Here is a 23,047-nt window from a genome sequence, read left to right as displayed (position 1 = left end):
CCGCTTCTTCTTTTTTTGGTTTGGCTTTGTAATAATAGGTTTGGCGGGAAATCTCTAACACTTTACACATCGCTGATATAGAGTATTTATGTTTGTTGAGGGTAATTACTTCCCTTTTCGTCCGAATATCAGCGCCGCTTGCTTTAAAATATCATTTTCCATTTCCAGCTGTTGGTTCTTTTTGCGTAAAGCGATTAATTCCTTTTGTTCAGGAGTCAGATTGTCTTTCTCCTTGAATGAGTTGGTTATGGTTGCCTGCTTTACCCATTTGTCAAAGGATGATGGGGTAAGTTCGTACTCACGGATAATTTCCGCTCGGGGTTTTCCTGCCTGATACAGATCAACCATTTGTTGTTTAAATTCTTCGGTATAGGTTCTTCGTGCTCTTCTTGACATAAAGTGGTTCCTCCCAGTGTGTTTTCTTTTAGTTTACACACCTTATTTTTTATGTCTAGTTTAGTGTAACCTATCCACTATTACCGGCCAGAGCCTGAAAGGCTCACTGAAGAAAAGGTCTCCCACATGCACCACATTTACTCACAGCTCCTTAAAGGAGCTCTCTTTTTACTTCTTTCGATTTTCTTTTCCTGTAAAAGGATCAACCTCTTCGAATAATGTCAGCTGATCTGCTACTAAGTCCTCTTGAAGTTGATTCCGAATATATTCTTCTATCCGCTTCTTATTTCTTCCTACCGTATCCACATAGTAGCCTCGACACCAAAACTTTCGATTGTCATAGCGATACTTCAAATTGGCATGTCTATCGAAAATCATTAAGCTACTTTTTCCTTTTAAATAACCCATAAATTGGGAGATACTCAATTTGGTGGGATACTAACTAGCATATGAACATGATCTTTACAGGCATTTGCTTCAATAATTTCTACTCCTTTTCTTGCACATAGTTCTCTGAGTATTTCCCCGATGCTAGACTTGTATTTTCCGTAGATAATTTGCCTTCTGTACTTTGGTGCAAATACCAAATGATACTTACATTTCCACATAGGTCGAGTAGACAAGGGAAATTTCACCCCAAGCCTCTCACAGAACCGTACGTGATAGTCTCCCATCATACGGCTCTTATTATCAGTTCACTGGCATATAGCCCATTTTCCAATGATAAAAAAGATTAGGGCTACTTTTTGACATTCTTCCTAGTAGCCTCTGCGCCTTATTTAATCCATTTTTGACCGATTTATGCGTTCTTCTTAACCATCTTATCAATGTTAGATTCACATAATTGATTCCTTTCCTAATGGCTTCACTCTTATTGAACTTCATAAAATAATTCATCCATCCACAAATAATGGGATTAAGAACGTCTGCTAATTTAACGAGTGAACTTGTTTTCATTTCAATTACTTCCACCCTAATCTTAGTCCTAAAACTCTTCACAGCACTTTTACTCACTGCTGGAGTAAATCCTGTAAAATAGACACCCGACTTATTTTTGCATAATCGATTCCGAAAAGAGTAACCTAAAAAGTCAAAACTACTCTTTTCATTTGGCTTATCTTTTCTACAGTAAATAATGTGACTTTTCTCAGGATGAATTTCAAGACAACAGTATCTCATTCGTTTAATCAATTTTTCCATAATGTGAATTGCCTGTTCTTTTGTAGCACAATGGATTACCCCATCATCAGCGTATCTTGCCCAAGGATTTTCTGGAAAATTCGTTTTCATCCATAAGTCAAAGGCATAATGCATGTATACATTCGCTAAAATTGGGCTGATAACTCCGCCTTGTGGTGTACCAGAATCTCGTTCTTTCAATTCACCATCTGATAATTGAATTGGAGTTGTTAAAAATCTTTGAATGTATAAGAGAATCCATTTTTCTCTGACGTGCATGTTCATGATAGTCATTAATTTTTCATGATTGATGAAATCAAATAAGCCCACAATATCAAATTCCACAACCCATGGATAGTTAAAACATCTTGTCCGCGTGGTCTCAATCGCATCTAATGCAGATTTATTTGGTCTATATCCATAAGAGTCTTCCAAAAATTGTTTTTCTAACTTAGGTTCTATTCGATTTCTAACGACCATTTGAGCAACCCTATCTTCTATCGTTGGAATACCAAGAAGTCTACTCTTTCCATTTTTCTTTGGAATTTCAACTCCCCTAACCGCTTTTGGAAAATAGCTTCCAGAAGATAGTCGATTCCATAATTTATACAATCTATCTTTCCAATCTTTTTCAAATGTGTAAAAATCAAGCCCGTCAATACCACCTGCACCTTTATTCGCTCTTACACGTTTGTATGCAAGTAATACTTCATTTTGTGTAATTCTAAATGATTTCCCTTCTTTCATGAAATCCTCCCATTCTTTGGTTGTTAGACAAAAGAAGTTATGATAATAGAATCCCTTCGCTCCACGTTCATTACAATCGCTTCATCACTACTACGAATTCTTCCGCACCTGATTTATTCCTCATTACTTTCATTCTCGCATATTTGTTAGCTTGAATTTTTCACTTATCATTATAAATCAGGATTCTCCTGTTCCTTTCAAAAGCCTATGTCATATTCCTGTAACCTCTACACCGACAGCCACCTAATCAATAAGCAGGATCCCATTAGGCTTGTCCTGAGAGCCACACAAAGTCTCAGTTTTGACTGTACTTATTAGCCTTAACGATGCTTCATCAGTTCTTCACTTTCGTTCAGCTCTATGGCACACACCTGACAATTTTTCTTATTGCCTTTTCTTCATGCGCTCAGTACCATAACTTTTGATTACAGCACCCATGAATGGTTTATAGCCTACACCTGCATGTCGACTATGGAAGACCTACTTCCATCTTTTGAAAAGCATTACGTTGGGAATTCTTTCCTCCTTTCCATTTTCCCTAGCATTCAGGACACACTGTGTGATAAACTTTCGTTAGCCTTTTTCATAGCGGTGCCTCCTTAACTTTTGATGTGGTGGTCAGGAAACCAACTTCATCTTATCAGTTTAGGAGGCTTTTTTACTACCACGCTGGAAGCTCTCAAGAACCCCCAGCATAGCTGGGGGTTTTCAGAACATACAAAAAAAACAGACAGAAGCTGCTTTTCTCAAGCAGCTTCTGTCTGTTGTGATTTAATGCATTATTCAAAATTTATCTACAATCCCAAGCTCAATTCCCCTTACCACAGCAGAGATGGAGGAGTTGACATGGAATTTCTCATTGATTGACTGGATATGATTGGCCACTGTACGCACACTCAAAAATAAAGCCTCTGCAATCTCTTTTTGTTTCAAACCATCTGCGGTCAGCTGCAGAATTTCCTTCTCGCGATCCGTCAGCGGCTCTACATCTGTATAAAATTTAGGAAAAACAGTTTTTCCCGCCATCACTATATTCATAACATCAAATAGCTTTTCAGGATCACTATTTTTATCAATAAAGGCCTTCGCCCCCATATTAATAGCTTGGCTATGGTATTCTAACAAATCGTGCCCTGAGTGAAAAATAATCTTCTGTTCAGGAAACTCCTCTAATACTCGCTGCCCCACCTTAAGTCCGTTCTCTCCCTTTAGCTGAATATCTAAAAGTAAAATATCTGGTTTTTCTTTTTTAAGGGTTTCTGATAAGCCCTCTGCGTTAAGATAGTACGAAAATTTTTCTATTTTAGGATTAAAGGATAAATAAAACTGTAGACTCTTTGCGTACCCGCCATGATCATCAATCATTAAAATTTTCATATTCTCCACCCCTTTCTCCAACTGGAATCATGATTTCAATTGCTGTTCCACTCTTCTTTTTACTTCTAATCTGTATATCTCCCTTAATCGCATTAATATCCTGCTTTACTGATAGCAAGCCAATATGATTGGTATAGAAGTTTTCTTCTATTTTTTCCTTCACATTAAAACCAACACCGTCATCTGTGATACAAATTTTAACCGTTTCAGCTAACTGACTGATTTCCAGTAAGATTTCCTTTGCTTCGGCATGCTTCATTGCATTTTGCATCAGCTCTTTAACAGCTCTAAAAACAGTAAATTTATACTCCTTTGGCATGTAGATACTTTCTTCATAGACATACTTTATTTTTATATTTTCATTTTTAAGGCTTTGATCCTTTCTCAGCTTTTCACAATAAATACCCAGGCTTTCCTGCAACGACATATCAACCAGCATTGACGGATAAATATCAAACATTTTCTCCCGAATCGAAGTATTTAACTCCACTACATTTTCAATAATAAACTCTTTTACTATACTCTCTTCCATCGTAGAGACAATATTTTTTATAGCCAGCAGATTCTGCAATATATCATCGTGCAGATAGTGCGTAAAATCTTTTTGAATCCGTTCATTACTGTATAATATCTTGAGTTGAATATATTGATCATATTTAATTTGAGGCAGCTTTTGTACTTTGCTGGTTACCTGATTTAACAGCTCACTGGTTCCAAGCAGCTCACTCACCGTCTCACTTAATAATTTCAAGGCCGATACTTCATTCGCTCGATAGCGCTGATTTTGCTTGCCGAGTATTAACCATCCCTGTACTTGATTGTTATAGAAGAGTTCAAAAAAAAGATAGGGATTTTTATGCCAAATAATAATATTCTCACTCGTCTGAAAGGTCTTAATCCATTCTTTATTTAATACAAAATCTTTAAAAAGACCTTCCTGTTTCAACATAAAATGAGTCATTTGATCCTTCCAGATAATCATCAAACCATCTGTCTCAACCGTTCGATTCACTAACTCTGTAACCAAGTCCCCTAAAGAGCTAAAATAATCTTCATACGTAATCTGATGAAAGATTTTAAGCTTTTCTGCTTCAAGATTTCCATTCATTTTATCTATTTTTTCAATTTCCTGAATCGAAAACAGCTCAGAAACATATTGGTAGACAAAAAGCATCAACAGTAATAACCCATTAAGCAGCAGCTGCCTCTCAAAAGGAACCTCTTGGAAAGACAACACCACACTATTCGCCGCCAGCAAAAGAATGATTAACAAGACTTTTTTTAGAAATTGAGTATAATTCGTACTAATAATTAATGTATTATTTTTGATTAGAATGTAGGCAATCGTTGTTGGCAAGATAAATATAGGAAAAAACAAAACAAGAAATTCAACAGGTCCATTGGAAAAATCTGGCATTTCAAATACGACACTAAAAGTATAAGGAAAAAAAGAAAGTATTGCGCTCTTCAACAGTAATCTGGAAAAACGTTGCGATAGATAGCGCTGTTTTCCTTTGAATTTAAAATAGCTATAAATGCTGAATGAAACGGCCAACACTAACCCAATAACGTATATTTCATTTATGTAGAAATCGATTAAAAACATGATTAGACTGAATCCAGAAAATAATAACAGTATGGTTCTCAATTTCTTAACAATTGGTTGTTCATCGATAGTTATAAATGTTGTAAAAAAATGAAACAAAACCAAAGGGGAAAGTGCTACAAAAATTCTTTCCAGATAGATGAGCAAAGGATCTGTAGAACTTAAGGTTTGAAAAATGCCCCCCATCAATAGCGTGAGCCAAAAATAAGCCTTTGTTACTTTTGTTGCTTGTGATTTCATTAAAACAAGACAACCTAAAAAAATCGAAAATGCCCCCACAATAAATTGAAAATTGAACATCTGAAAATCATCAGTGCTCTTTATTCCTGCCAAATAATCACTGCGCTCTATAAAATAGACAATAAAAGAAAATAGAATCCCTATCGGAATAAATCGAACTGGATTAATTTTGTTCCTCATCCTTTTTCCTCCAGTCCAAATATCGAAACAATTTTTCTGTTTCTTTTGCTTTATCTTTGTGGAATCGGTCTTTTACCAGCCCGTAAGCCTCTTGATGCGCTTTATATGCAACAATCAAACAATATTGAAGGGCCCCGCTTTTTCTGATAGACAGATGAAGTTGCTTCTCTAATCCTATATCCATTCCCCCACTAGCTGAATAAGCGTTTAGCTGTTCAAACAATAACCCTCCATTTGCTTGACTATGCTTATTTGCCATAATTAACGGAAGGGTTGGTTTCATTGCTCGCAAATCACTTTTTTCTGAATTGACACAATCTAAGGTATCATTAATCAGCTGTCGGGAGATTCCCAGCTTGTTAGCAACCTTCTCACAAAAAATAGGGTCCTGCTCACTAGCCAAGCTAAAAATATACTGGTACACAGATGTTGTTTTAGTTAACATCTCTGCAAAATAATCTTGTTCAGAAGACTCATTCGTCAGCTGACTTTCCACATCAATCCATTCTCCATCAATTGCCGTATTCAGCTTTTGGATCAGACTGTTGACCGCTTCCCCAGGTACAAAAGTAGAAAGTAGTTCTAAAGACTCCAACAACAGTCTTGTTAGTTGGTAATAGGCTTTTTTATCAAGGGTGCTATTCTTGTCCCCATCCATCAAATCATCATATAGACTAAAACATAAATTCAGCACTTCAACATAGAACCCTATCGCCACATCTTTTTCAGACCATTGATCTTTAGTTAGTCTTCGTACTAATAAGTAAATTTTCCCCCAGCTATGCTGATCTTTTTCAAAAATTCTATTCAGCTTTTTCTGAACAGAGACAGTAAAGCTAGTCTGATAGACTCTGAAAAAGCGTGACTGTTCAAAATCAGTATATAAATACTTTATCAGTGCCTTTTTTTCCCTCAAAGAAATCAACTCCTGCTTAATAATTACCAAGAACTGCTATATATATCAGCTGTAATCTCTGCAGTACAGAACTGCTGCAGCTCATCCAATTCAAGACCAGTAATATCTGTTGCTAACTGTAAATCGCTCTCCATTTTATTTCCTGCATTCATTTCTTGGATAAGTTCCCATAAGTTTTTCATCTCAACATTCTCCTGACATAATTGATATGTCCATCATAGGAGAAAAGAACAGATTTGAAATGAGTAATTTATGCAAAAATAAATTTTATTTTCCAAAAGTAAACAATAACATCTATAAATAACGAAAAATAACTCACCATTAATAATGACATCTATCCTCAAAAAAAACAAGACTAAATAAGGGAAAAATCAGATAAACATATAAAAAAAATGCAATTTCTTCATCGAACAATCACCCCCCAGTCCGGCGCAGACCACTGAATCATCTTTGCGTCGCTTCCAAAATTTTCCTAACTATGGAAAACTATTTTCGCATGATTCGCCTTATTTCTCGGAGTTAACACTCTCTTTTAATATATGTTCATTTTTATTACAAATCCTACTAAATAAACAAGAGTAAGTATTATTTCCCTTGCTTATACTAGGGTCAAAGGTCACTTTTCATGAACAGAATCATTTAACAGAATTTATATAGTAGAATAGCACTCTGAAAAAAGTACACTTAATTGTGTATTAGTCATTAATTTCTTCTTTAAACTAGCTTTGAGTCGCAGTTTCCAGACCCACTTCAATCATTTCATTAAATTTGTTTATCTTTCTTCTGCTGTTGTTTCTTCACCAGTAATAATATGGTCGCTGACAGTACAAATTGCCAGTGTCTGTACCTTGAAAAAGGAAATAAAATTTTATACCAGTGAAGAAGTACAACAGGTTCTTTCTTATTTGGAGACTAAAGTTAAACAGGTCAACAAAAAGAATTTACTCTATAAATATTTTGCGGAGTGGGACTTAACTATGTATAGATTATTAGCATTTAGTGGTATCCGTGGTGGAGAAGCTTTAGCATTAACTTGGAAAGATATGGATTTTAAAAAAGGATTGCTAACAATCAATAAAACATTATCACTAACAAAAAATGGTTATTCTGTCTTACCTCCTAAGACAAAATCTTCTTATTAGGGTAATCTCGATTGATGATAAAACTTGTAGGATGCTGAAACGTTGGCAGCTTCGCCAAAAAGAATTTTTCTTTCAAGCCAATACCACAAACAAAAACATCATATTTTCAGATTACCAAGGCAATTACTCACAACGTCAAGCATTATACCAGCGATCTTCCAGACTTTCGGCGTTTGTTGGATTGCCAAACATCGGTACACATGGCTGGCGGCATACTCATGCCTCAATGCTTTATGAGGCTGGCGTGCCTATGAAAGAAACACAAGAGAGGTTAGGCCATGCCAGTTTGGAAATGACTAACTCTATATACACTCATTTAAGCAGTAAACAAAAAAATGCCACAGCCGAAAAACTAGCTAAATTTGCTAATTTCTAAGCTGATGGCATTCAATCGCCTTATTATAAAAAGAAAAAGGCTAGAATCCTTATCGCATAAGGGTTCTAGCCGATTAAATAAAAGCTTAGTTAGCTACTGGATAAACGGATACTTGCTTTTTGTCACGGCCTTTACGTTCGAAACGTACAACTCCATCAACTTTTGCAAATAATGTATCGTCTCCACCGATTCCAACATTTACACCTGGATAAATCTTAGTACCGCGTTGACGGTATAAAATCGAACCACCTGTAACTGTTTGACCATCAGCACTTTTCGCACCTAGACGCTTAGATTCTGAATCACGTCCGTTGGAAGTAGAACCTCCACCTTTTTTATGGGCAAAAAATTGTAAATTCATTTTTAACATTTGGTTGCACCTCCTAATTTTCAGTAATAATTTGAACAAAATCAGAATACTCTTCCTGAATCCCCTGAAGACCAAGCAACAGGTTTTCCAATAATATCTGAGAAATATTCGTCTGCTCCTGGTTCACATCAAAAACTGTTTCAACGTACATGTATCCTTCTTCAACTTCATCAATATCAACAATCGGCTGAAATCCAGCTAATGCTTCAATTCCATTGACTGTATTAATTGTTAAAGCTGAAACAGCTGCACAGATGATATCTTCACCATACTCTGCTGCCGAAGCATGTCCGCTTAATTCAAATGAAACAATCATTCCTGTTTCATTCCGTTTGAAAGAACCTTTAATCATAAGTTACGCCTTCCTTCCTATTAATGAGGAATTAAGCATTGATTGCATCGATAACTACTTTTGTATAAGGTTGACGATGACCTTGTTTACGATGAGAATGTTTTTTAGGCTTGTATTTGAAAGTTACCACTTTCTTTTGTTTGCCGTGTTTTTCAACAGTTCCTTCAACAGTTGCACCTGCAACTGTTGGAGCGCCAACCTTTGTTGATTCGCCACCAACTAAGATTACTTCATCAAAAACAATTTTTTCTCCAGCTTCTACATTCAGTTTTTCAACATAGATTGCTTGACCAACTTCAACTTTTACTTGTTTACCACCAGTTTTAATAATTGCGTACATGCTTTACAGCACCTCCTTCGTTTAGACTTAGACTCGCCATCCCAAGTGACAGATTGTTGTGCTTAAAAACTTGTTCAGAGCGGTTGTAGCTGTGAAGACCACAATTACAACATTAACATCATACCAAAAACAGGAATCACAGTCAACGAAAACTTATATAAACCATTCTATTTTACCGCTCTCTGACTCTATTCCTCCAGGTTTCCTTTATCTATAATTTCCAGGCACATAGTTTCTGTCATTATTTGAATCCCCGTACGAAACAGATGTTCCGTAACAGTAATTTTTTTGTCAAGTCAAAGTCAGACGCAATCTTATCTGCCATTTCAACTACAATGACCGTTCCTCCAGAAGATGTTGCCGTTTCAAGCTCAACCAGTCAGACGCCGACCACAATCATTTTTCCCGATAATTGTTGCATGCCCATAAGAATCTCTGCATAGCTATAATCATGAGTTTGATCAATTCCTTTGGGAGCATATGCTCTTATTGTTCAACTTTCTTTAGAGCACAAAAAAATACATTACACTTTCTAACCATTATTCACGAAAATGCTCTAAAAGATATTTATCAAGAGAACATGATTATCTCTGAATTGACAAAGATCACCTTGTATTTTAAACAGACTGCCTGCCGTTTGGAAAGTCCTACAATTTATGCAGCTGTTATTTTAATTAAGAAATTGATGCAAAGATAGTTGCTCGGCAATTCTATCTTTCCGTGGCTATATTGCCAATTATGTACACTGCAATACTTTACGAAGCTCCAACTAAAATTTTAAGAACTCTGGGTATTTCACCAAGACAGTCCCGAAAGGAAACCAGTGCACTCAGTAAAATCTCCTAAAAACTGCAAATATATACAGGGTTGCTTATATATACATTACCTATTCATTCTGCACCAAAAGTTGAGCTGTTCGAATGTTCATCAAAGCTGTAAACAGTCAGACTGTTTACTTAAGTTAACCACTAAGTCAAGTGAAGCATTCACAGCTTACAGAAATATTTTTGCTCCTTCGACGATTTATGATAGGATTAAAATGAATCACTAAAGGAGGGGAAAGATGAAAGACTCATATTTTGACGGAGGTCTGGCGACTTATATTGGAACAGCTATTATTGCATGGCTAATCACAGCTCTTACATTTGGTATCTGTGCACCATGGGGGATTTGTATAATGTATCGCTGGAAAATTGAACACACAGTCATAGAAGGCAGGCGTTGTCAGTTCACAGGAACGGCAATCGGACTGTTCGGAAATTGGATTAAATGGCTGCTGCTGACTGTTATCACCTTGGGTATCTATGGATTTTGGTTGAATATCAAACTGGAACAATGGAAGGTCAGTCATACACGTTTCTACTAATTCGTTAATTAATCTGTTATAGCAAGCAGATCAGACTTATAAATACTCGGTCTGCTTGTTTTCAAACAAAGACTCTGATAGCGATTCGCAAGAGTTCCTTTAATCGCCCAAATCGTCTTTATTTCCACTCTTTTCTAATAGTTTCAGCTTCTTTTTTCAGTCCGTTTTTCCTTATCTCACTAAAGAATCCAACAGTTATTTTTAAACTTCATTTTTCTCTTGCAACTGTCTTCGTTTTCTGATAACATATTGATGTTGCTGATTTTGAGAGAGCAACATATTTAAATAGTTTTCACTCAACTGTCACAGTAGCTCAGCTGGATAGAGCATCCGCCTTCTAAGCGGACGGTCGGGGGTTCGAATCCCTCCTGTGATGTATTGTTATGCCGAGAAACCTTGTTATTGTAGGGTTTCTTTTTTGTTTTGTGCCAAACACTGTTTTTCTATTTTTTTTACAACTGCTCCACAATAAACACTGATTTTTGACAACCACCATACCACAATGTTAACACTTACCTTTTTGATGAAAAAATGTAAATAAAAATAGAGGTAGTACTTCGTTTCTTATTAATATTTTTGAGCTTTCTGTATTTGGACATTATAATTCCAAAAAACAGCTGGTTATTAAGAAGTTTGTCATGAGAAATCTGGATAGTTTTATCCGGAAGTTTGTACTGAAGCCGATTAAAAGTGCGTAAAAAAAGAAGATCTGTTTAGTCCTCTTTTAACAATTATCTGGATGTTAATTGATAATCTAACTTATCAATTATTTCTTTAGATAATTTATTAGCATATTCGACATCAGCCTTATTTACCTTATATTCAGAATTATAATCAGCCCTTTTTCTTAAATCCAATAGGTGCCCCCCTTGAAAATCAATATTCAGCCTTTTTAATCTATTGTTTACTCCAATAAAATTCCAAGTTGCTTTACGAGCAGAATTACCTTTAAAACTGCTATATAACTCATTGTACTCATATTGGATAAACAATTCTGTAAGCTTAAATGCACTATAATAGGCTCTTGAAATAGCTATCCGTCTACAAGGTTCGCTAAAGCTAACGATAAGGCGAAAATATTTTTGCGCTAGAAAGAAAATAGCCCCTTTAGTCGGATAAAGTCCAATAAGCTAGACATAAAAAAACAAGGTGTGTAAACGAAAAGAAAACACACTGGGAGGAATCACATTATGTCAAGACAAGGCTGACTTAAAAGAATCAGTGGAAACCATTTTTATTCAGAGTCGAAAAAATTACGGGACACGAAAAATAAAAAAAGAACGTGAATATCAGGGGGTAATTCTTAGTAGGCGTAAAATTGGAAAGTTGATGAAACATTGATGCTTAACCTCCAATTACACATGTGCTCGATTTAAGCCAACACCATCCGTTACCAGCAAAAGCAAAATTGACAATAAACTCAGGCAGGGCTTTTAAATCAAGAACCATTAGAAGCGATTGTCACAGACTTAGCCTATGTTCATGTGGGAGAAAACTGGCACTATATCTGTTTGATGCTGGACTTATTCAATCGAAAAATTACTGGCTGTTATTGTGAACCAAGAAAGGATGCCTCCCTTGTGAAGCAGGTGTTTAGCCGTATTTCTTAGCCCCTCACTTCTGTTCAGTATTTTCATACCAATTGAGGAAAAGAATTGGATAATCAAACGATTGAAACCATTCTAAAAACTTTTCAAATTGAACGATTGTTGAGTCGAAAAGGAAGTCCTCATGATAATGCCGGAACAAAGTCTACCTATAAATCAACAAACGTTGAATTTATCTATCCGAATACGTTTCAAATGCTTCAAGAATTGACCTTTCAATTATTTGCTTATATCCATTGGTGGAGCCATCTGCAACTCCACGGCTCATTAGGATTAGGCTATGAAACACCCATTGCTTACCGTAACAAGAGATTGGCGAAGCGAATCCTTGATAATAAGCAGGGGGATAGGCTGAACTTCAGCTATCGCCTCTGCCAACTAGAAGTCATCCCCAGGGAGACTCGTTGGCAAGGATATTCAAATGATGAATTGAAATTTATTTTATACATGCTAGAACAAGGACTTATTTTTAAAGATAAACGTGATTAGACTAGAATAATAAATTTAATTATGTTTCTCGCTTGGAGTAATCGCCACATTGCAACAAAAGCTCCTATTTTACAAGCAAAAGCGTAACAAGCTATAGTTAACAAAATCGGTAAAAATAAATGAAATACTTAGGCAGCAATAATTTTTTTAATGTGCAAGATTTACAATAGTGCTATTCTGCACCATCATTAAGAAAAATAACTTCTGTTGCTTCTTTTTTACAGTATTTACTTGAACAATCTTAAACCAGAGAGTCCTCCATTTCGGATGTCTGCTATAAACAGTTTTTCAACTTTTAAAAGGTAATTTGCCCTAAGTTTAGTCTACAGTCTTCGTTTTAGCTTGTATAGAATTTAGAGTATTGATTACTTATCTAATTCTTCTAGATTCCTAGTTTGCTTATTTTTGTCTATTCTTTCACAAGCTTAATCTTCAAATGAATTTACATCCACTAACTTGACATTCGCCAACTCTAATTTTCTTTTCCGCTCATTAGTGAATGCAATATCTGTCACAATATAGTTTATATCCTCAATACTACCCACATTTGAAAATCCAGATTTTGGGTACTTCCCTTTTTCAATCATTAGAATAACTTGTTGCGAATAAACAATTGCACTCTTTTGAAACGCCACATCTTCATCATTATAGCCACTCAATCTGAGTTCCTCATCTAAAGCCGCACCACTCAAAAATGCTTTGGTTACATGTATTGATTTCAAAGTTTCTATTGTATGCAACCCAAATGTTCCGTGCTGCTCGAAATTTGTCCATCCTCCAACAAAAAATAATCGACAATTTGTTTTCATTTCTTTAAATGTATCATCTAATTGCGCAGCAATTTTAAATGATGAAGTAACAATGGTCAGACTATCTAGTAACTCCTTATTCTTAGATAGCTCTCTAGCCAATGCTAAGGAAGTTGTGCTGTTCTCTAATAGGATGACATCATTTGTCTCTACCAAATTAACTGCTTTTTTACCAATTTTTTGTTTACTTTGACTATTGATCTGCATCCGGTAATCAAATGGTTGACTAACATTTCTTCCTCTAGCTAAGGCAACCCCACCATGTGTTTGAAAAATCATTTTTTCTTCAGAGAGAACCTTCAAGTCTTTACGTATTGTTTCACTAGAGACGCCAATCGTTTCTGAAAGTTCCGCGATAGTCGCTAACGGAATGGTTGATAATATCTCCAGAATTTTTTTATGTCTTCTTTCAATTTTAGTCAAATGTCCCCCTCCTCCTACTTATCAAATTTGGTTTTCTCACAATTAATAATATTTTGATTATGTGCAAATACATCCAAGAGCTTATCAAAATATTTTTGATCTAAAGATTTTATTTCAAAAATATTCGTATAAAGTCTGATATCACCATAAACCTGAACATCATATTTTATTGTCGTGAATTGTAAATCTAGCTTATCTAAATCTGAACGAATTTTATCCAGTGTTGATAGTCCACCTGTGTATTTGATAATCAGTTTGGTCGGCACAGAGAGATTAACAAAACGCTTCAATAGAAATAATATACTAAAAATTGCTAAAAACCCAATTACTGATATTTTAACATATCCCATGCCTACTGAGATACCTAAACAAGCAACCGACCAAATGGACGCTGCTGTGGTGAGCCCAGAGATACTACGCCTAGTGACAATAATCGTCCCTGCCCCAAGAAATCCTATCCCAGAGATAACCTGAGCCGTCAGCCTCGCAGGATCGGTACTAAAAAAATTAGCCATTGTTGGATTAGCCAACGCATTAACTAAAGCCTGGCGACCTATTTCTGATTGAGTAATAGCGACCAAAGCTGAAGACACCCCTACCAAAGCATGTGTTTTTATTCCGGCATTACTTTGACTCTTTTCCCTTTCATAACCAATTAATGCAGAAAAAAGTAATGCCAGACATACACGTAATAGAATTTCTTTTATTGACATTGTATCAATCCCTTATTTTTTACTTTTCGTTATTTAACTTAACGTTAAAAGCATCAGGGATTCAATAAACATATTTCCTTGAATCCCTCTGTGAAATCTGCTAAACCAGATGCTATCACTATCATTTCCACTAAATAATAGGACCGCACTCATTTTTTAATTATTACTAAAAAATCAAATATAGAATGTTCGGATGCGCTCTCTTAAATTTTTTTTCTCAGCTTCAGTGATAAATAGATAATCAACTGCTAGAAGTGTTTGATTCTTCACTTCAGACTCACTCATCTTTTGTTTGTTTTTATCTATCTCTGTAAATTCTCTCGTCATTGTTGTGTTCGAAACTGTTCGATTATCTGTATTAAAGCAATATTTTACGCCCATTTCATCAAATAGAGTGGTTGGATAATTTCCCCAGTCTTCTGATGCTCCGGTTTGAATATTACATACAGGGCACATTTCTAGAAGAATTTCTTTTTCTTCAGCTAATTTCATCATTGACCTATCTTTTGCTAAAGCAACTCCATGACCTATTCTTTTTGCTCCAAATTCAATTGCATAATGGACATTCTCAATGTTCCCAGTTTCACCAGCATGAATAGTGTAGGAGAGACCTACGGTTTCTGCATAAGAAAATATTTTTTTATATTCTTTTGTTGGATACTTTATCTCATTACCAGCCAAATCAATTCCCACTAAACCAAACTTTTGATACTTTTTAGCAAGACGAACTACTTCTAAATTTGTTTCCTCTGAGTGTCCTCTCATACAACAGGCAATTAAACCAATCGAAATAGAATAATTGTCCTCTATTTCACTTTTTGCTTGCACTAAACTTTCTATAACTTCCTCCATCGACAAACCATCTGATGATAAATATTTAGGAGAAAATCGTATTTCTTGATAAAGAACATTTTCTTTTGAAGCCTGATCCATTAAATCCATCAAAGCAAGCTTTAATGCAGTTCGCGTATTTAAGACAGCGGTTACCATTGGAAAACAAGACAAATACTCCGTCAAATTTTGATACTTTTTTGGTGCACTTACTTTTCTTTTTAATTCTTCATCTGTCAGATTTAATGGTGTCGATGATAAATCATACATTTTCCGAATTACTTTGGGTGTAATTGATCCATCTAGATGACAATGTAGTTCAATTTTTGGTACACGATAAAAAAAATCTTCCATTCTCAATTCGTCTCCTTTTTACCTTCAGCCAATCTTAATAGACCTTGACCTATTTGAAAACTTAAACAAATCGCACTCTCAACATTTTCCATAGGCATTTTAGTTAGATAGCGATGAATTTCCAAATCAAAATCACCATCATATTCAATACTTGCAAAAGCCGCCATGACCTCATCCCAATCCGTTTTTCCTAGATACGGCAACAAGTGAATATCCTGAGTATTTGTGTAGTCTGAAATATGAGTAGATTTTAAACGATGACCCAGAAGTTGTAGCGCTTTTGCCTGATTTTGCTGCATAATCGCACCATGCTCTGCATCCCAACAAGCTCCCAAACCAGGAACTGCATCTATCAGATCCACCATTTCTTCTGCAGTGTTACAATACAATTTGATTGGTGAAATATGACAGTCCCACATATTTTCAATTGCAATTCCTACATGATGCTGCTTTGCAAACTCACACCATTTCGTAAAAAAGTAGATATTCTCTTGTCTTGAATCCTTGTAGGGCTCTGCTGTATCCATAACAGTTGAAGGATGCATAACAAGCCATTTAATGCCCAAAATCCCAGCACCCTCAATACATTTTTCTAAAACAGTCTCAAAATGCCCGTGATCCAACTCAGGTCTACAAAAATCATAAACAACAGCATGCCCTTGGCTAAATTCAATCCCTAATTCTTCTGCTTTAGCTTTCACTCGATACATGTACTCTTTCCAATTTTCTGTCATAAATTCACTATCATAAGTAGTTAAATCATGGAAACAGAAATCTAATACTTCATAGCCTGCTCGCTTACAAATTTCCATACATTGTAGGGGGTCAATAGGCTCCCCGTAAGCTCTTTCAAATAAAATATTTGTTGAAGTTGATAATCTCATGAGTTTTTCCTTTCTATATATTGCCTTATTTTTTTTAAGGCTTCCTCGCCCCCTTCAATTGCAATCCCTGAGACGTTGTAATCTGCCTTTTCTTGTAATTCAGGAATCGCATTTCCCACTGCAATGCCTAATGCTGCTGCTTGAATCATTTCATAATCATTCTCATTATCCCCGATGGTCGCTACTTCCTGTTGTGTGCCATGTAACTCATTTAAAATAATTTCTATCCCTGTTTGTTTATTTACTCCTTGGCTTACCAGCTCAATACCATGCATCCCATATCTTGTAATTAAAATATCTTCCTTAACTTCCTCAAAATCTTCTTCAAACAATTCGATTGTCTGTAAACTATCATCTTTCAATACATTTAGCTTAATGATTTCTAATTCTTTCCATTCTGCTTCCGTTGGCATTCTTAATGGATGATACGTTCCACGCTCGATCCTCTTTCTCTGAGTCGCTGTATTTTCTGCCATCACATATTCTATTTCATCAATCGCGTATAATACAGTCATATTTGCATCTAGTGCTTTTTCAACAAGCTTTCGCAGAATACATAACGAAAACTTTTTTTGAAATAAAATTCTTTGTCCCTTTTTAACTAACGCACCGTTGCATGCAACATACGGCTGATTACTTAAGCCTAACACATCGAGTAGCGGTTGAATTCGATACGGCAGTCGTCCTGAAGCAAATGTAAAAAAGATTCCTTTTTCTGTTGTTCTGCGTACCTCTTTTATAAAAGCTTCAGTCATCACCTCTCTTTTTTGAATCAATGTCCCATCGATATCACAAAAAATATACTTGATTGTCATCCCATCACTAACTTTCTACAAAAATTTTGGACCTGAGCTAGAGGTCAATGTGTGTTCATTATTTGACTGTTTAAGCTCAATTATAGTTTCTGGGACACTAGTCAAAGTCACTAATGTCCCAGAAAATTTATCATTATCCATTTGCCTTATGATATTCCTCTAATGCCGTGTTAGATTTTCCGACAATTTCTTTTGCTGTTTCTTCTTTAGTTAATTTACCCTCAGCAAATTTTTGCATAGCATCAGCAACAATGTCATTGATTTCCCAGTTAACTAAATCAAATGGTTCTTGTGATAATGGATCTGATGACTTCAATTGTTCCAGAGCCGTCTTGAATTGCGGATTTTCTTCATAAAATTTTTGCATTTCAGGTAGTTCTTCGGTCGCAACATTAACAGGAATGTAGCCGCTCGCTTGTGACCATTCTGCTTGAACATCTGCAGAGGTTGCGTATGAAATAAAATCCCAGGCCGCAGACAATTTTTTATTATCCCCACGATTGTATAAAACTAATGAGCTTCCGCCAATACTTGCTCCACTTGTATCTGATGCACTCACTTTTGGTAAAAAGGCTGTTTGGAAAGTAAATTTATCTGCCGTAAGTGTTTTGATTGCTCCTAGTCGAGAAGAAGAAAGAAGCGCCATTGCATTGATTCCAGTAGCAAACTCTTCATTCGCATTATCCTCAATATGCTTATAACCACCACTATCAATCACTTTTTGCCATTCAGTCAAGAATTTATCCAAAGTTCCATCCTCATCCATAATTAGCTTTGTCATAGGCGCTTTACGTCCACCTTCGTTATCTCCAACAAAACTCTCTGGGAATTGACTTACAATAAAATTAACTAGTTGGTAACGTGTAATTTGCGTATTTAAGCCATTGATACCATCAATTTTTCCTAATTTTTCAATATACTTGGCCAGCTCATCAATCGTCTTTGGTGCATGGTCAAAGCCGGCTTCTTTCAACAATTCTTCATTATAATATAAAAGTAAGGTTGAAACATTCATCGGAACACCAATGATCTTGTCCTCGTACGTAAACGTTCGTAAAAGTTGATCATAATAAGCAGCCGTTTTAAGCTCTGATTTTTTATCATCAAAAAAAGTTTGTGCTGGCACGATTTGCGGTAAAGTTGAGATTGACGGTAAGTCCATCCCGACAGTCTGAATAATATCCGGTGCATTCTTATCATCATTTGTTGAAGAGGCAAGTTTCACCTTACTGGCAATCTCGGTATCTTGGAAAACTGTACTTATCTTAACGCCGTGCTCTTTTCCTACCGTGTCATTATAATCTTTGACAATTTTATCCAACGCCTCACCATTACTTCCTGACATAGCGTGCCAAAAGACAATTTCAGTTCCAGAAAAATCTTCCACCAATGCAATATCCTCTTTCTTGTCCCCATCACTCTCTGCTTTGTTTCCACAACCTGACAATCCAGCTAAAGCAATTGCACACATGAAACCTACTACTATTTTTTTCATTTTTTTCTCCCTTCTATCCTTTAACTCCGCCAGCCATCATACCTTTTTTGATATAACGCTGGAAGGTTATAAATACGACAACAGTTGGTATCACAATTAATACAGAGGCAGCCATGATAATTCCGTGAGGGCTCTCATCTGGAAAATTCAACAAGGTAACTGCCACCTGAGCTGTCCGCATTTCATTTTGATTTGTGACTAGTAATGGCCATAAGTATTGGTTCCAGATACCTACAAATGATGAAATAAAAGTGGTGATTAAAACTGGTTTTGAAGAGGGCAGCAATACTCGAATAAAGAACTCAAAATTACTACAGCCATCAATTTTAGCTGCTTCATAAATTGATTTTGAATAGGCTAAAAAATGTTGTCTCATCACAAAAATATTTAACGCTGTAACAAAGAAAATGACCATCATACCCAAATATGTATTAATTAAGCCCATATTGGCAACAGTCCGATAGTTTTTGACAATCAGTAAATCAGGTGGGATCATCATCGTTCCGATAATCAACAAAAACATAGCTTGCTTTCCTCTAAAGTTATAGAAGGACAAGGCAAATGCTGCTGTGCCGGCTGTCACTAATCTAACCGTTGAAGATCCAACTGTCATTACAAAGGAATTGAGTAAAAAACGAGTAAGCGTTGTTTTTTGGAATGCTGCAATATAGTTTCCTAAATAAAAGCTTCTTGGCAACAAATTAACATCTCTACTCAAAATCTCATCAGGTTTCATAAACGAAACTGAAAGGGCATACAAAACTGGGATTAACACGATACTCCCTAAGATCAAGGCGAACAATTGATACCCCACACTTCTTGTTTTTTTCATCCGTAATGAACTCCTCTCTTCTCATAAATAAAGCTCAGACCTACAAATAGAAGTGTAATGACAAAGCCAACTACTGAAGCTGCATAACCAATATTATAATTCTGATTTAAAATAGCATTTTTGTAGATAAAAGAAACAATTGTTTCAGTTGCTCCATCTGGCCCACCTTGCGTTAAAATCAGCGTTAAGCCACTAGTAATCATTGCCTTAGCAATTGAGGAAACAAGTAAAAATAGAATTGTTGGTGAGATGTACGGGATAATAATCTTGTAAAGTCTAGTAAATCCAACTGCGCCGTCTATCTCAGCACTTTCTAAAATTTCATCAGGAATCCCTCTCACAGCAGTCAACATAAACAAGAAATTAAAACCGATATTCAACCATGTTTCAATAAAAATCAAGGAAGACAAAGAAGTCGTTACGTCTTTAAGCCAATTAATATCTACGCCAAAAATTTTATTGACCATTCCCAACGTAGGATTCAACATTAATTGAAAAATCATCGCTACTGCCGCTAAAGACATCGCCATTGGTAACGAGTACATCGCTTCATAAATGGGTGAAGTCCTTCTTTTTTCTCGCGCAACTAACGCCAAGATGAGTCCGATAATTAATGACGCCGGAATTGTTATAGCTGAAAACAAAACAGTATTTCCTATTGCTTGTAAAAATTTGGGATTCCTTAAAATCGCTTGATAGTTCTCTATTCCTACAAAAGCACGGCGATTGCCGAAAGAATCTACGATATGCAAACTGTCAAAAATATTAGTAACAAAGGGATAGTACGTAAACAAACCAATTGCAACAAGTGAGGGTAGTAGATAAAACCAAGGCTCAGTCTTACCTAGATAGTTCTTTTTACTTACTCTTTTCATTTCCTTAGCAGTTGTTTCAGCCATACCGGACCTTCCTTTCACGGTTTATTAACTAGGAATCTTAGACAACTTAGTAAACAAGTCATCCATCAAATTATCTCGTTCAATATGATAAACATACTTGATAAAGTGACGTCTAGAATCAAAGCTGTAATAATCATTGTATTGCATTATTGGGCTTTTAATTAGAGTGTCCAGCATAAACTCCCCATCTAGAAGCCAAGCAACAGGAACTACATCCCAGATAGCTCTTGACCAAACACTTCCGCCATAACAAATTCGAGCTTCCTCTGCTGTTTTCTCAATCATGTAATCACAGAATTTATTTTTTCCTTTTAACCAATATTCCAATTCGGGACCTGTTGTTGTAAAAGCAGAAATCACATTCTTTCCTGGAAATTGAACTAATGGCACCCCAGAATCTAATAGTACACGAGCTGCTGCAACGTCTTGTCCTGAATTAAATGATTTGTTATCATGCCAATCATAGCTCAAACCACCTAACCATAAAATAACAATCCGGTTGATAATAGTTGGATCTAATAAAATAGCCGAAGCTAGATTAGTAGCTGCTGCAATACCTATCACGTATAGAGGATTTTCTTCAGAATAATTCTTTGAACGGTCAATCAAATCTCTAACAGCATCTGACTCTTCGGGGGTTTGTTCATCCTTCAAAAACTGAGTAGAACCTCTAAATGTCACTTCATGATATCGCGTTTCATTCATCAATTTATAGCAATTAAATAATTCTTGATAACTTCTTTGCATCCCATCTTCTGGACTTTCAGAATGGTGATTAAGAAATGGAGCTGCATAAACAGCTTTTAAGTTCAATTTTTCTTCCGACTGAATTAAGTAAGCTAGCGCAAACTGATCATCAATCTCATTATATGTATCCGTATCAAGAACTACATCTACTTTTCTCTTTGGCTTTTCTAGTCGCTTAATGATTTTGGCATTATCCATTATAAAGGCCTCCCGAATTGTTTTTTCACAACTTTATAATTTAATTATACAATAAATTCCCAATATTGCAAGCGTTTTTATTTGTTTTTCACAACTTTTCAGACAGTTTTTCTCGTTAAATTGTAAATTAACAAGTTTCATGGCGCAAAAAAAGAAAGAAACGCTTAAAGAATGTGCTCTATCTTCTCTACTGAGTTTCCTTCTTAATAAAAAACTGGCTTCTGCTAATTATTTCTGTTTGAGCGACGATGGAAAAACAGGAATAGTTCGTACGTTTCAAAAAACATTTCATTCTCTAATGCTATCTTCTCCACCCAACATTTAACCTTACGTAGGCTGCACTTATAGCTTCTCCTCAGATAGTCAGCAGAATTTCTTTGATTAAAGTTTTAAAATCAGCTTTCACACGTTCCGTTGTTTCAATAACTTCTTCATGATTAAGAACTTCTTGCATGCCTGCTGCAAGATTCGTAATACAAGAGATGCCCAAAACTCTTAAACCACTGTGCACCGCCACAATTACTTCAGGTACTGTTGACATTCCTACTCCATCAGCTCCAATTTTCCGTGCAAAATGAATCTCAGCTGGTGTCTCATAAGAAGGCCCTGTCCCCCCCATATAAATCCCTTTCCTCAATTGAATATTTAACTTTTCCGCTGCTTGCACCGCAATCTTCTGATAAGCTCCATCAAAAGCCTGACTCATGTCTGGAAAGCGTGGACCCATTTCATCCACATTCATCCCAATTAAAGGATTGGTTCCCATATTATTGATTTGATCTGTAATCAGCATTAAGTCACCTGGTTCAAACGTTGTGTTGACCCCTCCACTTGCATTAGTCACAATTAAGGAGTGGGCTTTCAGCATCGCAATCACTCGTACTGGATAAACAACCGTCTCCATAGAATACCCTTCATAGAAATGAAAACGGCCCTGCATAGCCAGTACTTTTTTTCCAGACAACGTTCCATAAACTAACTGACCCGCATGTCCGACCACTGTTGAAACTGGAAAATGAGGAATTTTATGATAAGGAATCTTTACAACATCCTGTATCTCATCTGCCAATTCACCCAACCCTGAACCTAAGATTAATGCAAAATCGATTTCTTTTACTCCCTGATTCTTAATATATAAAATGGTTTCCTGTAAGTTTTCTGTCAACGTCATTTTCTCATTCTCCTTATCTTTCCATCATTAATTTATGTATTCTACTCAGTCGTTCGAAAATTCTTTATTGAGGCGGATTTTATAATGAACTTAGCCACCTAGAAAAATAAAAAAACGTCATCGCAACATTTCATGTATTATTGAGGTTCTTACACCAATCAATAAAGGATGAACTCACGATGACGCAAACTGA

24 protein-coding genes, 1 tRNA gene, 3 pseudogenes and 1 other annotated feature are annotated in these 23,047 nt (G+C 35.9%); of the genes and pseudogenes, 6 read left to right on the top strand and 22 right to left on the bottom strand.

Features of this window, described 5'->3' with window-relative positions; translation table 11 throughout:
• From LI951_RS14610 to LI951_RS15285, 8 genes and pseudogenes are all read right to left on the bottom strand, one after another.
• Nucleotides 1–396: pseudogene (locus LI951_RS14610) on the bottom strand (transposase); the annotation flags it as partial.
• 168 nt (nt 397–564) lie between these two features.
• Nucleotides 565–1,004, bottom strand: a pseudogene (gene tnpA, locus LI951_RS14605) (IS200/IS605 family transposase).
• Nucleotides 1,005–1,086: 82 nt separating this feature from the next.
• Nucleotides 1,087–2,322, bottom strand: a complete 1,236-nt coding sequence (gene ltrA, locus LI951_RS14600) for a group II intron reverse transcriptase/maturase (protein ID WP_229442745.1) — start codon at nt 2,320–2,322, stop codon at nt 1,087–1,089.
• 783 nt (nt 2,323–3,105) lie between these two features.
• Nucleotides 3,106–3,699, bottom strand: coding sequence for a response regulator (locus tag LI951_RS14595; protein ID WP_202064305.1), 594 nt, complete (start codon nt 3,697–3,699; stop codon nt 3,106–3,108).
• The gene (locus tag LI951_RS14590; protein WP_229442743.1) at nt 3,680–5,725 is read right to left on the bottom strand and encodes a sensor histidine kinase; all 2,046 of its coding nucleotides are present in this window, start codon (nt 5,723–5,725) and stop codon (nt 3,680–3,682) included. Before LI951_RS14590 ends, LI951_RS14595 begins: the two co-directional genes overlap by 20 nt.
• The gene (locus tag LI951_RS14585) at nt 5,709–6,641 is read right to left on the bottom strand and encodes a polyprenyl synthetase family protein (RefSeq protein WP_202064302.1); all 933 of its coding nucleotides are present in this window, start codon (nt 6,639–6,641) and stop codon (nt 5,709–5,711) included. The genes LI951_RS14590 and LI951_RS14585 overlap by 17 nt, the downstream gene beginning before the upstream one ends.
• A gap of 23 nt (nt 6,642–6,664) precedes the next feature.
• Nucleotides 6,665–6,823, bottom strand: coding sequence for a hypothetical protein (locus LI951_RS14580; RefSeq protein WP_202064300.1), 159 nt, complete (start codon nt 6,821–6,823; stop codon nt 6,665–6,667).
• A 537-nt stretch (nt 6,824–7,360) separates the two neighbouring features.
• Nucleotides 7,361–7,494, bottom strand: a pseudogene (locus LI951_RS15285) (purine-nucleoside phosphorylase); the annotation flags it as partial.
• Here LI951_RS15285 and LI951_RS14570 point away from each other — a divergent pair.
• Together LI951_RS14570 and LI951_RS14565 are read left to right on the top strand one after the other, a co-directional pair.
• A complete protein-coding gene (locus tag LI951_RS14570) occupies nt 7,490–7,783 on the top strand; it encodes a tyrosine-type recombinase/integrase (RefSeq protein WP_229442742.1) in 294 nt (97 codons plus the stop codon). The pseudogene LI951_RS15285 and the gene LI951_RS14570 overlap by 5 nt on opposite strands.
• A complete protein-coding gene (locus LI951_RS14565; protein ID WP_267491766.1) occupies nt 7,740–8,159 on the top strand; it encodes a tyrosine-type recombinase/integrase in 420 nt (139 codons plus the stop codon). Before LI951_RS14570 ends, LI951_RS14565 begins: the two co-directional genes overlap by 44 nt.
• An 85-nt stretch (nt 8,160–8,244) precedes the next feature.
• On the opposite strand, the gene rpmA is transcribed toward LI951_RS14565, so the two are convergent.
• Genes rpmA through rplU form a run of 3 tightly spaced genes read right to left on the bottom strand, consistent with a single transcriptional unit; the run spans nt 8,245 to nt 9,221 of the window.
• Nucleotides 8,245–8,529 (bottom strand): 50S ribosomal protein L27, encoded by a 285-nt coding sequence (gene rpmA, locus LI951_RS14560; RefSeq protein ID WP_202064294.1) that lies wholly within the window; start codon nt 8,527–8,529, stop codon nt 8,245–8,247.
• A 13-nt stretch (nt 8,530–8,542) separates the two neighbouring features.
• Nucleotides 8,543–8,881 (bottom strand): ribosomal-processing cysteine protease Prp, encoded by a 339-nt coding sequence (locus LI951_RS14555; RefSeq protein ID WP_202064292.1) that lies wholly within the window; start codon nt 8,879–8,881, stop codon nt 8,543–8,545.
• Nucleotides 8,882–8,912: 31 nt separating this feature from the next.
• Entirely contained in the window at nt 8,913–9,221 is a 309-nt protein-coding gene (gene rplU, locus LI951_RS14550; RefSeq protein WP_202064290.1) for a 50S ribosomal protein L21, read from the bottom strand.
• A 19-nt stretch (nt 9,222–9,240) separates the two neighbouring features.
• Nucleotides 9,241–9,316: a sequence feature (ribosomal protein L21 leader region), on the bottom strand.
• A gap of 968 nt (nt 9,317–10,284) precedes the next feature.
• On the opposite strand from rplU, the gene LI951_RS14545 reads away from it, so the two are divergent.
• Together LI951_RS14545 and LI951_RS14540 are read left to right on the top strand one after the other, a co-directional pair.
• Nucleotides 10,285–10,587: a DUF898 domain-containing protein gene (locus LI951_RS14545; RefSeq protein WP_229442740.1), complete on the top strand. Its 303-nt coding sequence runs from the start codon at nt 10,285–10,287 to the stop codon at nt 10,585–10,587.
• Between the two features lie 302 nt (nt 10,588–10,889).
• Nucleotides 10,890–10,963: transfer RNA gene (locus LI951_RS14540), tRNA-Arg, on the top strand.
• A gap of 355 nt (nt 10,964–11,318) precedes the next feature.
• Here the strand turns inward: LI951_RS14540 and LI951_RS15205 are convergent.
• Nucleotides 11,319–11,444, bottom strand: a complete 126-nt coding sequence (locus tag LI951_RS15205) for a hypothetical protein (RefSeq protein WP_267491765.1) — start codon at nt 11,442–11,444, stop codon at nt 11,319–11,321.
• Nucleotides 11,445–11,736: 292 nt separating this feature from the next.
• Here LI951_RS15205 and LI951_RS15450 point away from each other — a divergent pair, with 292 nt between their 5' ends.
• Nucleotides 11,737–11,928 carry an IS3 family transposase gene (locus tag LI951_RS15450; protein ID WP_202064287.1) on the top strand — a complete coding sequence of 64 codons (192 nt, stop codon included), beginning with the start codon at nt 11,737–11,739 and terminating at the stop codon, nt 11,926–11,928.
• 314 nt (nt 11,929–12,242) lie between these two features.
• A complete protein-coding gene (locus tag LI951_RS14535) occupies nt 12,243–12,683 on the top strand; it encodes an IS3 family transposase (RefSeq protein WP_202064286.1) in 441 nt (146 codons plus the stop codon).
• Nucleotides 12,684–13,108: 425 nt separating this feature from the next.
• Here LI951_RS14535 and LI951_RS14530 read toward each other — a convergent pair whose 3' ends face one another.
• The 10 genes from LI951_RS14530 to LI951_RS14485 all read right to left on the bottom strand — a co-directional run bounded on the left by LI951_RS14530 (nt 13,109) and on the right by LI951_RS14485 (nt 22,854).
• A complete protein-coding gene (locus tag LI951_RS14530) occupies nt 13,109–13,915 on the bottom strand; it encodes a DeoR/GlpR family DNA-binding transcription regulator (protein WP_202064284.1) in 807 nt (268 codons plus the stop codon).
• Nucleotides 13,916–13,929: 14 nt separating this feature from the next.
• On the bottom strand, nt 13,930–14,628 hold the full coding sequence (locus LI951_RS14525) for an MgtC/SapB family protein (protein WP_202064282.1): 699 nt from the start codon (nt 14,626–14,628) through the stop codon (nt 13,930–13,932).
• A gap of 174 nt (nt 14,629–14,802) precedes the next feature.
• The gene (gene add, locus LI951_RS14520) at nt 14,803–15,813 is read right to left on the bottom strand and encodes an adenosine deaminase (RefSeq protein WP_229442738.1); all 1,011 of its coding nucleotides are present in this window, start codon (nt 15,811–15,813) and stop codon (nt 14,803–14,805) included.
• Between the two features lie 2 nt (nt 15,814–15,815).
• Nucleotides 15,816–16,697: a sugar phosphate isomerase/epimerase family protein gene (locus LI951_RS14515; RefSeq protein WP_202064279.1), complete on the bottom strand. Its 882-nt coding sequence runs from the start codon at nt 16,695–16,697 to the stop codon at nt 15,816–15,818.
• Entirely contained in the window at nt 16,694–17,512 is an 819-nt protein-coding gene (locus LI951_RS14510) for an HAD family hydrolase (RefSeq protein ID WP_229442736.1), read from the bottom strand. The genes LI951_RS14515 and LI951_RS14510 overlap by 4 nt, the downstream gene beginning before the upstream one ends.
• A 133-nt stretch (nt 17,513–17,645) precedes the next feature.
• Nucleotides 17,646–19,007, bottom strand: a complete 1,362-nt coding sequence (locus LI951_RS14505) for an extracellular solute-binding protein (RefSeq protein ID WP_202064277.1) — start codon at nt 19,005–19,007, stop codon at nt 17,646–17,648.
• Nucleotides 19,008–19,020: 13 nt separating this feature from the next.
• Entirely contained in the window at nt 19,021–19,839 is an 819-nt protein-coding gene (locus LI951_RS14500; protein WP_202064276.1) for a carbohydrate ABC transporter permease, read from the bottom strand.
• On the bottom strand, nt 19,836–20,738 hold the full coding sequence (locus LI951_RS14495; RefSeq protein WP_202064275.1) for a carbohydrate ABC transporter permease: 903 nt from the start codon (nt 20,736–20,738) through the stop codon (nt 19,836–19,838). Before LI951_RS14495 ends, LI951_RS14500 begins: the two co-directional genes overlap by 4 nt.
• A 24-nt stretch (nt 20,739–20,762) precedes the next feature.
• Complete coding sequence (locus LI951_RS14490) at nt 20,763–21,683, bottom strand: nucleoside hydrolase (RefSeq protein ID WP_229442734.1); 921 nt, start codon at nt 21,681–21,683, stop codon at nt 20,763–20,765.
• Between the two features lie 355 nt (nt 21,684–22,038).
• On the bottom strand, nt 22,039–22,854 hold the full coding sequence (locus LI951_RS14485) for a purine-nucleoside phosphorylase (RefSeq protein ID WP_202064273.1): 816 nt from the start codon (nt 22,852–22,854) through the stop codon (nt 22,039–22,041).
• Between the last annotated feature and the right edge of the window lie 193 nt (nt 22,855–23,047).

Origin of the sequence: Enterococcus sp. BWT-B8, from assembly GCF_020567625.1 — a bacterium.
GTDB lineage: Bacteria > Bacillota > Bacilli > Lactobacillales > Enterococcaceae > Enterococcus_L.
The sequence above is the reverse complement of the archived record's forward strand: the minus strand, read 5'-3'. Positions and strand labels throughout refer to the sequence as shown.